General features: G+C 34.9%; 7 protein-coding genes. 1 reads left to right on the plus strand and 6 read right to left on the minus strand.

The window, feature by feature from the left end:
- Positions 1 to 2,947: protein translocase subunit SecDF (gene secDF / locus VKY41_RS11065; protein WP_500814519.1), on the plus strand; the 2,947-nt coding region annotated here is incomplete at its 5' end.
- A gap of 102 nt (positions 2,948 to 3,049) precedes the next feature.
- On the opposite strand, the gene VKY41_RS11070 is transcribed toward secDF, so the two are convergent.
- The 6 genes from VKY41_RS11070 to folE all read right to left on the minus strand — a co-directional run bounded on the left by VKY41_RS11070 (position 3,050) and on the right by folE (position 8,254).
- Positions 3,050 to 3,886, minus strand: coding sequence for an alpha/beta hydrolase family protein (locus VKY41_RS11070; protein WP_500814520.1), 837 nt, complete (start codon positions 3,884 to 3,886; stop codon positions 3,050 to 3,052).
- 93 nt (positions 3,887 to 3,979) lie between these two features.
- On the minus strand, positions 3,980 to 4,492 hold the full coding sequence (locus tag VKY41_RS11075) for a DUF192 domain-containing protein (protein ID WP_500814521.1): 513 nt from the start codon (positions 4,490 to 4,492) through the stop codon (positions 3,980 to 3,982).
- A 1-nt stretch (position 4,493) separates the two neighbouring features.
- A complete protein-coding gene (lgt, locus tag VKY41_RS11080) occupies positions 4,494 to 5,423 on the minus strand; it encodes a prolipoprotein diacylglyceryl transferase (protein ID WP_500814522.1) in 930 nt (309 codons plus the stop codon).
- Positions 5,424 to 5,614: 191 nt separating this feature from the next.
- Positions 5,615 to 5,851: a membrane protein insertion efficiency factor YidD gene (yidD, locus tag VKY41_RS11085; protein WP_500814523.1), complete on the minus strand. Its 237-nt coding sequence runs from the start codon at positions 5,849 to 5,851 to the stop codon at positions 5,615 to 5,617.
- Positions 5,852 to 6,017: 166 nt separating this feature from the next.
- A complete protein-coding gene (gene cysS / locus VKY41_RS11090) occupies positions 6,018 to 7,502 on the minus strand; it encodes a cysteine--tRNA ligase (protein WP_500814524.1) in 1,485 nt (494 codons plus the stop codon).
- Between the two features lie 74 nt (positions 7,503 to 7,576).
- Positions 7,577 to 8,254, minus strand: coding sequence for a GTP cyclohydrolase I FolE (gene folE / locus VKY41_RS11095; protein ID WP_500814525.1), 678 nt, complete (start codon positions 8,252 to 8,254; stop codon positions 7,577 to 7,579).
- Positions 8,255 to 8,357: the final 103 nt, after the last annotated feature.

Consider the following 8,357-nt stretch of genomic DNA (forward strand, 5'->3'; position numbering starts at 1 on the left):
TTTATTTGGTTTGGTAAGTATTTACCAATTGTCTTTTACATTTAAGGCAAACAGTATAGACGAAGATGCAAGAGTATATGCAAGTGGCGATGCAGTTAAGGAACGTCAGTATTTAGATTCTATAGCCAACGAAAAAGTGTACAGCTTAGGAATTGCAGATTATACTTACAACGAGGTTAAGGAAAACGCCATGAATTTAGGTTTAGACCTAAAAGGGGGGGTAAACGTTATACTACAAGTTTCTGTTAAGGACATTTTAAAAGGATTAGCAAATTACAGCAAAGATCCTGTTTTTAACAAAGCTTTAGATGATGCTTCTGAACTTCAAAAAAGTAGTCAGAACACCTATTTAGAAGATTTCTTTAAAGCTTTCGATGCTATAAAGGGCGATACGAAATTAGCTTCACCAGAAATTTTCGCTAACAGAACGTTAAGTGAAGAAATTACTTTCGATATGTCTGATGATCAGGTTAAGCCTATCATTTCTAGAAAAATCGACGAGTCTATTATTTCAGCGTTTGAAGTATTACGTAAGCGTATTGATGAGTTTGGGGTAACTTCTCCAAACATTCAACGTTTAGGAACTTCGGGACGTATCCTAGTGGAATTGCCAGGAGTTAAAGATGTAGAACGTGCTACCACTTTACTTCAAAGTACGGCGCAATTAGAGTTTTGGGATGCTTATAAAGGAGAGCAGTTTTTAGGTTTCTTAAACCAAGCTAACGAATTGCTTAAAGAAATTGAAGCTCCAGAACAAGAAACTACAACAGATGAAACTGCTGAAGAAGCTCAAGATTCTGAGGATTCTAAAATTGCAGACTTATTAGGAGATGATCCAGATTCAACAAATGTTGAAAATAATCCTTTAGGAAAATTAATAAGAGGATTTGGTTACCAAGGAGGTCCAATTGTAGCTCAGTTTGCTATAAAAGATAAGGACAAAGTTCTTGAGTATTTAAATATGCCTCAAGTAAGAGCTTTAATTCCTGCAGAAATGCGTAATGTAAAGTTTGTTTTTGGTAAACCAGAAAAAGATAGTGAAATAGTAGATCTATACGCTTTAATTGGAAACAGAGATAATCTACCTCCATTAAGTGGTGCTGTGGTTACTGATGCACGTCAGGAATATGGTCCAACAAGTAAGCCTGTAGTTTCTATGCAAATGAATGCGAAGGGAGCTAAAATTTGGGAAGAAATGACTGGAAAGGCATTTACTCAAGGAAGCCAAATTGCTATAGTATTAGATAATGTGGTGTATTCTGCACCAGGAGTTACAACAGGAGCTATTTCTGGAGGAAACTCTCAAATTTCTGGAAACTTTACATTAAACGAAGCAACGGATTTAGCTAACGTATTACGTGCAGGTAAATTACCAGCTTCAGCTGATATTATTCAAAGTGAAGTAGTAGGACCATCATTAGGTCAAGAGGCTATCGATAGTGGAAAATTATCTTTCTTAATTGCATTAGCAGTTGTGTTATTATGGATGTTCCTTTACTATGGTAAAGCAGGTCTGTTTGCTGATATTGCTATGGCATTGAATATTTTATTAATATTTGGTGTGTTATCAGGTTTAGGAGCTGTATTAACTTTACCTGGAATTGCTGGTATCGTGTTAACCATTGGTATGTCGGTGGATGCTAACGTGCTTATTTTTGAGAGGATTCGTGAGGAGCTCGCCAAAGGAAAAGGACAAAAGGAGGCTATTCAAGATGGATTTAGCAATGCGTTATCTTCAATTTTAGATGCGAACATTACTACAGGTCTTACCGCTTTAATATTATTTATTTTTGGAACTGGACCTATTAAAGGATTTGCTACTACCTTAATTATTGGTATTGCAACCTCTTTATTTACTGCTATTTTCATTACTAGATTAATTGTTGATTGGTATTCAGAAAGAGGAGGGAAATTAGATTTCTCTACTTCTTTAACTAAGAACTTATTTAGAAACATCAATATCGATTTCCTTAAGAAACATAAGGCTGCTTATATTTTCTCAGCTATTATGTTAACTGTAAGTGTTGGATCGTTATTAACCAATGGTTTAGATCAAGGTGTTGATTTTGTAGGAGGAAGAACGTACCAAGTACGTTTTGATCAAGCAGTAAGCGCTTCGGAAATTACTGATATCCTTTCAGATCCAGCAGTTTTTGGTTCGGCAGATGCTAAAACCTTTGGTAATGCTAATCAGTTAAAAATTACAACTAAATATAAAGTTGACGAAACCAGTGCAGAAGTTGATGAAGAATTAAGAACCTCTTTATTCAATGCTTTAGCACCACATTTAGAAGGCGTTTCATATGATGATTTTATTAGTGACAACGACCATAAGACTGTTGGACTAATGAAATATTACAAGGTAAGTCCAACTATTGCAGATGATATTAAAACAGCTTCTATTTGGGCTATTTTAGGATCTTTAGTTGTGGTTTTCCTTTATATCTTATTCCGATTTAAAAAATGGCAATTCTCACTTGGTGCAGTTGCAGCTGTATTCCATGATGTGATTATCGTGTTAGGGATTTTCTCTTTAACTTATAAGTTTATGCCGTTTACTATGGAGATAGATCAAGCGTTTATTGCTGCTATTCTAACGGTAATTGGTTACTCGTTAAACGATACGGTGGTTGTATTTGATAGAATTCGTGAATTTGTTAACGAACATACGTCATGGGATTTTGGTAAAATCATCAACGCTTCATTAAGCAGTACGTTAAGTAGAACCTTAAATACCTCTTTAACTACTTTAGTTGTATTATTAGCCATCTTCATTTTTGGAGGAGATTCTATTAGAGGCTTTATGTTTGCGTTAATAGTAGGAGTTGTAGTTGGTACTTATTCATCTTTATTTATTGCAACACCTATTATGTATGATGCCGTGAAGAAAGGTGATGCTCACGATTCTTTAAAAGATAAACCAAAAGAAGAAGTTGCAGAAGCATAAGCTAAAGCCATTATAATATAAATAAAAAGCCTTTTTGATCCGTTCAAAAAGGCTTTTTTGTTCTTGGTCTGCATTGGATTTTAATATTTTGAAGACCAAGAATTAATGGAGTTCATTAATCCAGTTTTCAGTCATTTTCCAAAGAGTGTCTTTATATTCTTTTTTGAAAAACCCGAAATGTTGAACATCATTAATATTTAATGTTTCTGGAATAAGATGTAGTCTATCCATCTGCGCGTTTGTGAATTTGGAAGCTAACCAGTCAACAGAAGCTTTTGACGCAAATATATCTCTTGGAAAACTAAGTGTCCAAACCCTACAGTTAACCGAGCTAAAGTATAAGTTAGAGCTGTTATAATGTCCAAACATATAATCTGGATGTGTGCCCCACTGGCGCCATTGATAAGCCACTTTTTTAGGGATGTTCTCAAACAACCCTAGTTTTTTAGCAGGAAAATAACCAAATAGAGGCGTGGTTATAGGTATTAGAGCATACCAGAATACAAACATTCTTAATTTTGAAATGCCCTTAAAGTATTTCCAATATCCGGTTTGAGCGGCTATATTTATAATAGCATCTACCTGTTTTATCTCTGGATTTAAACCGATAAGCTGTCCGCCAATGCTATGTGTTATTAAAATTAGTTTATGCTCAGGATTCTTGTTCTTAGCATATTTTACAACTGAAGCTTGATCAAAAGCCCAATCGGTTAAATTAGCCGTGTTTTGCTTTATGTTTTTAGAGTTAGATGCTCCAATGCCATTATAGTCGAAAGAGTAAACAGAGAAGCCTAAGGATGCGAAATGGCTAGCAAATCGGGAGTAGTATTTTTGTAAAACACCCGTTGCTGAAGAAATTACAAGGCTTTTGTTGTTTGAAATTTCTGGTAAAAACAGGGTTACTCCAATATGATGTTTGGAAGCGGTCTGTAACGACATGTGTTTCACCTTGTAATTCATCTCGTTCGCTTTTCGACAAGGTTATTTAACTTGTCTACTGGTTTGGTACTTTTAAATAATAGACACCTGAACTTAGTGGGTGCTAATTACGGTATAGGACATGGTGTCTCCTACTTGTAATTTCCATTTAGCCACCAAACCAGCATTTACTTCTAGTACATATTTGGCAGGAAAAATTGATAATAGGGGACTTTCATCCAAAGGTTTCGCATTTTCCTGAAAACTTACGATGGTCTTGTTTCTGTCCAAATAGATTAAATCTAAAGAAAATTGGGTGTTTTTCATGTAAAATGAACGAGGCATTTCGTTTTCAAAAACAAACAACATCCCCTGATTTTCCTTCATGGACGTTCGGTACATCAGTCCCGTTTGAGTTTCATACTCATTATCGGCAATTTCAATATCAATTTTGGCTAGTGGAATTTTGGTATCACCTTCAAAAAGTGCCAGCTCTCCTTCTTTAGTAAAAGGAACCTCGGAAGTTTTAATAACTTGCGGCTCGTCTTTACATGAGGTTGTCAATCCTAAAGTGAGTATACTTAGGAATAAAGCTAATGGCAGCGTGTACTTTAATTTTAAAAGCATGTTAAGCAGTCTGATTTTTAGGTTTATACATAAACATGAAATACAGTCCAATAAGTATGAACGGTATACTTAGCATTTGTCCTGTATTTAGACCCATTAGAGTGATATATTCTTCACCTTGAGGTTCTTTTACAAATTCAACAAACAATCTAATGGTCCATAAAAGCACTAGAAATAATCCGAATAAGAATCCAGATTGGTTTCCTTTATTCGTTTTTTCATAAAAATACCAAAGAATTAAAAATACGAAAATATAACAGAAGGCTTCGTATAGTTGTGCTGGGTGTCTGTATGGAACCTCTTGTAATAATTCAATGAATTGTGGATTGGATGCAATAGCATCGTAAGCTTCCTTAGGGCTTTGCTTGCCTGTAAGTTGCATGGCTTCCCTTCCGGCGTATTGATCTTGTATAAAGCGGACTCCAAAAGCTGAATCCGTTGTTTTACCTATAATTTCTGAATTAATGAAATTCCCAATTCGGATGAATATGGCTCCAGAAGCCACAGGAATAACTACGCGATCTAGAATCCACATTAATGATTTGTAGTTGTATTTTTTTCTATATAAGTACATTCCTACAATAATTCCTATAGCAGCACCATGACTTGCTAGACCTTGAAACCCTGTAAATTCGAATTCTGGATTAAAGCGAAATGGTAGAAAAATGCTAAAGAAATCTTGAGAAATTAATTCCGATTGGTAGAAAAATACATGACCCAATCTAGCACCTAACATCGTAGCAAAAACGGTGTAAATAAATAAAGGATCTAGGTATTCTATTTTTATTTTCTCCTTTATAAAAATACGTTTCATTATGTACCATCCAAGGAGAAAGGCAATAATCCACATCATGCTATAAAAATGAAGTTTAAAATTTCCAATAATATCGATTCCAGAGATAGGATTCCAATCGAACTTTAGTAAAAACATAGAATTAATTTTAGGAATGTAAATATAACATTTATGGACTATTTAAATGAATATGTTAAAAAGGATTAACGAGAATTTATCAATTGAAGGTATGGCGTGTTGCTTAAAGTGCTTTTTCTATACTTGCTTGTTTGTATTTGATGGTAATTTTCGACTTAAAAATACTTAATTACAACTTTTAAAGAGCAACTTTAGTTCTCATCTTTTTTTGGAACTGGATCAAAACCAGATCTTCCCCAGGGGTGACAACTAAAAATCCGAATTAGCGCTAATTTTCCACCCTTAAAAAAACCGTGTATTTCCAAAGCTTCTTTCGCATAATGCGAACATGTAGGTTGAAATCGGCAAGTAGCTGGCGTAAATGGAGAAATAAACGTCTGATATATTTTTATGAGGAATAAAAATGGATATGTTAGAATTCGTTTCAATTCATTAGTCGTTGTTGCGTTTGTTGTTCAGGTGTTGGTCTTAATAAAGCATTTATTTCCAGGAAATAGGTGCTATTTCTTTTCAGCTGGGCTATAAATATCCTTGGTTTTAGTTCAAGCGTGGGCCGGCTAAACAACAAGCAATTTTGTGACACATGCGGCTTGTTTAGAGGCTAAAGCTTGTGCCATCCTTTCCGTCTTTCAATTGAATTCCAAGGGCACTCAGTTCATCTCTAATTTGATCGGATAAAGCAAAATCTTTATTGGCTCTCGCTTCCTGGCGTAATTTTATGAGTAGTTGCACTGTAGCCGAAAGTTTGTCTGTGCTTCCAGCAACATTGATTGAACTCGTATTTTTAAGTCCCATAACATCAAAGATAAAGACGTGCATGGTTTCATTTAAAAGAGCTAAATCTTCTTTTGTTAGGCTGGCTTTTTCATCTTTTACCTGATTGATAAATTTAACCGCTTCAAATAAATGCGCAATTAAAATAGGCGTGTTAAAATCGTCATTCATGGCATCGTAGCAAGTTTGTTTCCATGCAGAAACGTCTATGCTTGATGTGTTTGATGTTGGTAGATTTTCTAATAAATTTACAGCGTCTAAAAGTCGTTGAAATCCTTTTTCACTAGCCGATAACCCTGGGTCTGTTAAGTCTAGGATACTTCTATAAGAAGACTGCATCATAAAGAAACGTATCACTTCTGGGCTGTATGCTTTAGACATGATGTGGTTGTCTCCAGAAAGCAGCTCTTTAGGGTTTATGATATTTCCGGTTGATTTAGACATTCTTTGTCCGTTTAGCTCTAGCATATTAGCATGCATCCAAAAATTAACGGGTGCTGTTCCTTTAGCGGCTTGATTTTGTGCAATTTCACACTCGTGATGAGGGAATTTTAAATCCATTCCGCCACCATGAATATCAAAATGATCGCCAAGATATTTTGTGCTCATGGCTGTACATTCTAAATGCCATCCAGGAAAACCATCGCTCCAGGGTGAAGGCCAACGCATAATATGTTGTGGTTCGGCTTTTTTCCAAAGTGCAAAGTCCTGAGGATTTTTTTTATCGCTTTGTCCATCAAGTTCACGTGTGTTGTGGATTAAATCTTCCACTTTACGCTTACTCAATATGCCGTAATTATTTGTTTGGTTATATTTTAAAACATCAAAATAAACGGAGCCATTAACTTCATAAGCAAAGCCGTTGTCTATAATGGTTTTAATTAATTCTATTTGTTCTATAATATGACCTGTAGCCGTAGGCTCAATACTTGGAGGTAGAAAGTTAAATGCGCTTAAGGTATTATGGAAGTCAACCGTATAGCGTTGCACCACTTCCATAGGCTCTATTTCTTCTAAGCGTGCTTTTTTTGTTATTTTATCTTCCCCTTCATCAGCATCATTTTCTAAATGGCCGGCATCGGTAATATTTCTAACATAACGTACTTTATAACCTAAATGCTTTAGATATCTGTATATCATATCAAAAGACATAAAAGTTCTAACATTACCTAAATGCACATTGCTGTAAACCGTTGGTCCGCAAACATACATACCCACATAGCCTTCATGAATAGGTTTAAAAACTTCTTTTTCACCTGATAGTGAATTGTATATTTTTATCTCCTGATTTTTATAAAGCTGCATGTTTTTATTTGATGTTAAGGTAATTGTTGTCCAGTTGTTGCATGTTTGAATTTGCCAAGTAGCTACCTGTTGTTCTAGAAAGACGTATCGAATTTAATATAGTCTAAAAACTCACGTTTCGTTTCTATATCTTTAAATTTTCCACCAAATTCAGAAGTAATCGTACTACTTTCAGTATCTCTAATTCCTCTAGAGTTTACGCATAAATGCTTAGCATCTATTACGCAAGCTACATCTTGTGTATTAAGTACTTCTTGTAATTCTTTTACAATTTGGATGGTTAAACGTTCTTGAACTTGTGGGCGTTTTGCATAATAGTCCACAATTCTGTTCATTTTAGATAAACCCACTACCGTACCGTTAGAAATATAGGCCACGTGTGCTTTTCCAACTATAGGCAGTAAATGGTGTTCACAAGTAGAATACACGGTAATGTTTTTTTCTACTAGCATTTCGCCATATTGGTATTTATTATCAAATGTAGATGCGTTAGGTTTTTTGCTAGGGTCTAAGCCACCAAAAATTTCTCTTACAAACATTTTAGCCACGCGATTAGGGGTTCCTTTTAAGCTATCGTCCGTTAAGTCAAGCCCTAAAGTTTCCATAATATGTAGAACATCATCTTTGATAATGTCAATCTTCTCTTCGTTTGTAAGTTTAAAAGCATCTTCACGCATAGGAGTGTCTGAGGATGTTCCAACGTGGTTGTCTCCTAACGACTCTAACTCTTCAATTTTTTTATCAAATTTCATCCGAAAATTTAAATATGTGATTCAATCTGCAAAGATAAGAAATTCCATATTTAAAGGCGTTCTCTTAACAGAGTTTTAATTAGTATTAAAATTTAACTAAAAT

The sequence above is a fragment of the Xanthomarina sp. genome, from assembly GCF_035306605.1.
Lineage (GTDB): Bacteria > Bacteroidota > Bacteroidia > Flavobacteriales > Flavobacteriaceae > Xanthomarina.

What these genes read in the sequence shown, in the direction of transcription:
- cysS (WP_500814524.1), bottom strand. Translation starts at nt 7,502, where the DNA reads ATGCAGCTTTATAAAAATCAGGAGATAAAAATATACAATTCACTATCA.
- lgt (WP_500814522.1), bottom strand. Translation starts at nt 5,423, where the DNA reads ATGTTTTTACTAAAGTTCGATTGGAATCCTATCTCTGGAATCGATATT.
- folE (WP_500814525.1), bottom strand. Translation starts at nt 8,254, where the DNA reads ATGAAATTTGATAAAAAAATTGAAGAGTTAGAGTCGTTAGGAGACAAC.
- VKY41_RS11070 (WP_500814520.1), bottom strand. Translation starts at nt 3,886, where the DNA reads ATGTCGTTACAGACCGCTTCCAAACATCATATTGGAGTAACCCTGTTT.
- VKY41_RS11075 (WP_500814521.1), bottom strand. Translation starts at nt 4,492, where the DNA reads ATGCTTTTAAAATTAAAGTACACGCTGCCATTAGCTTTATTCCTAAGT.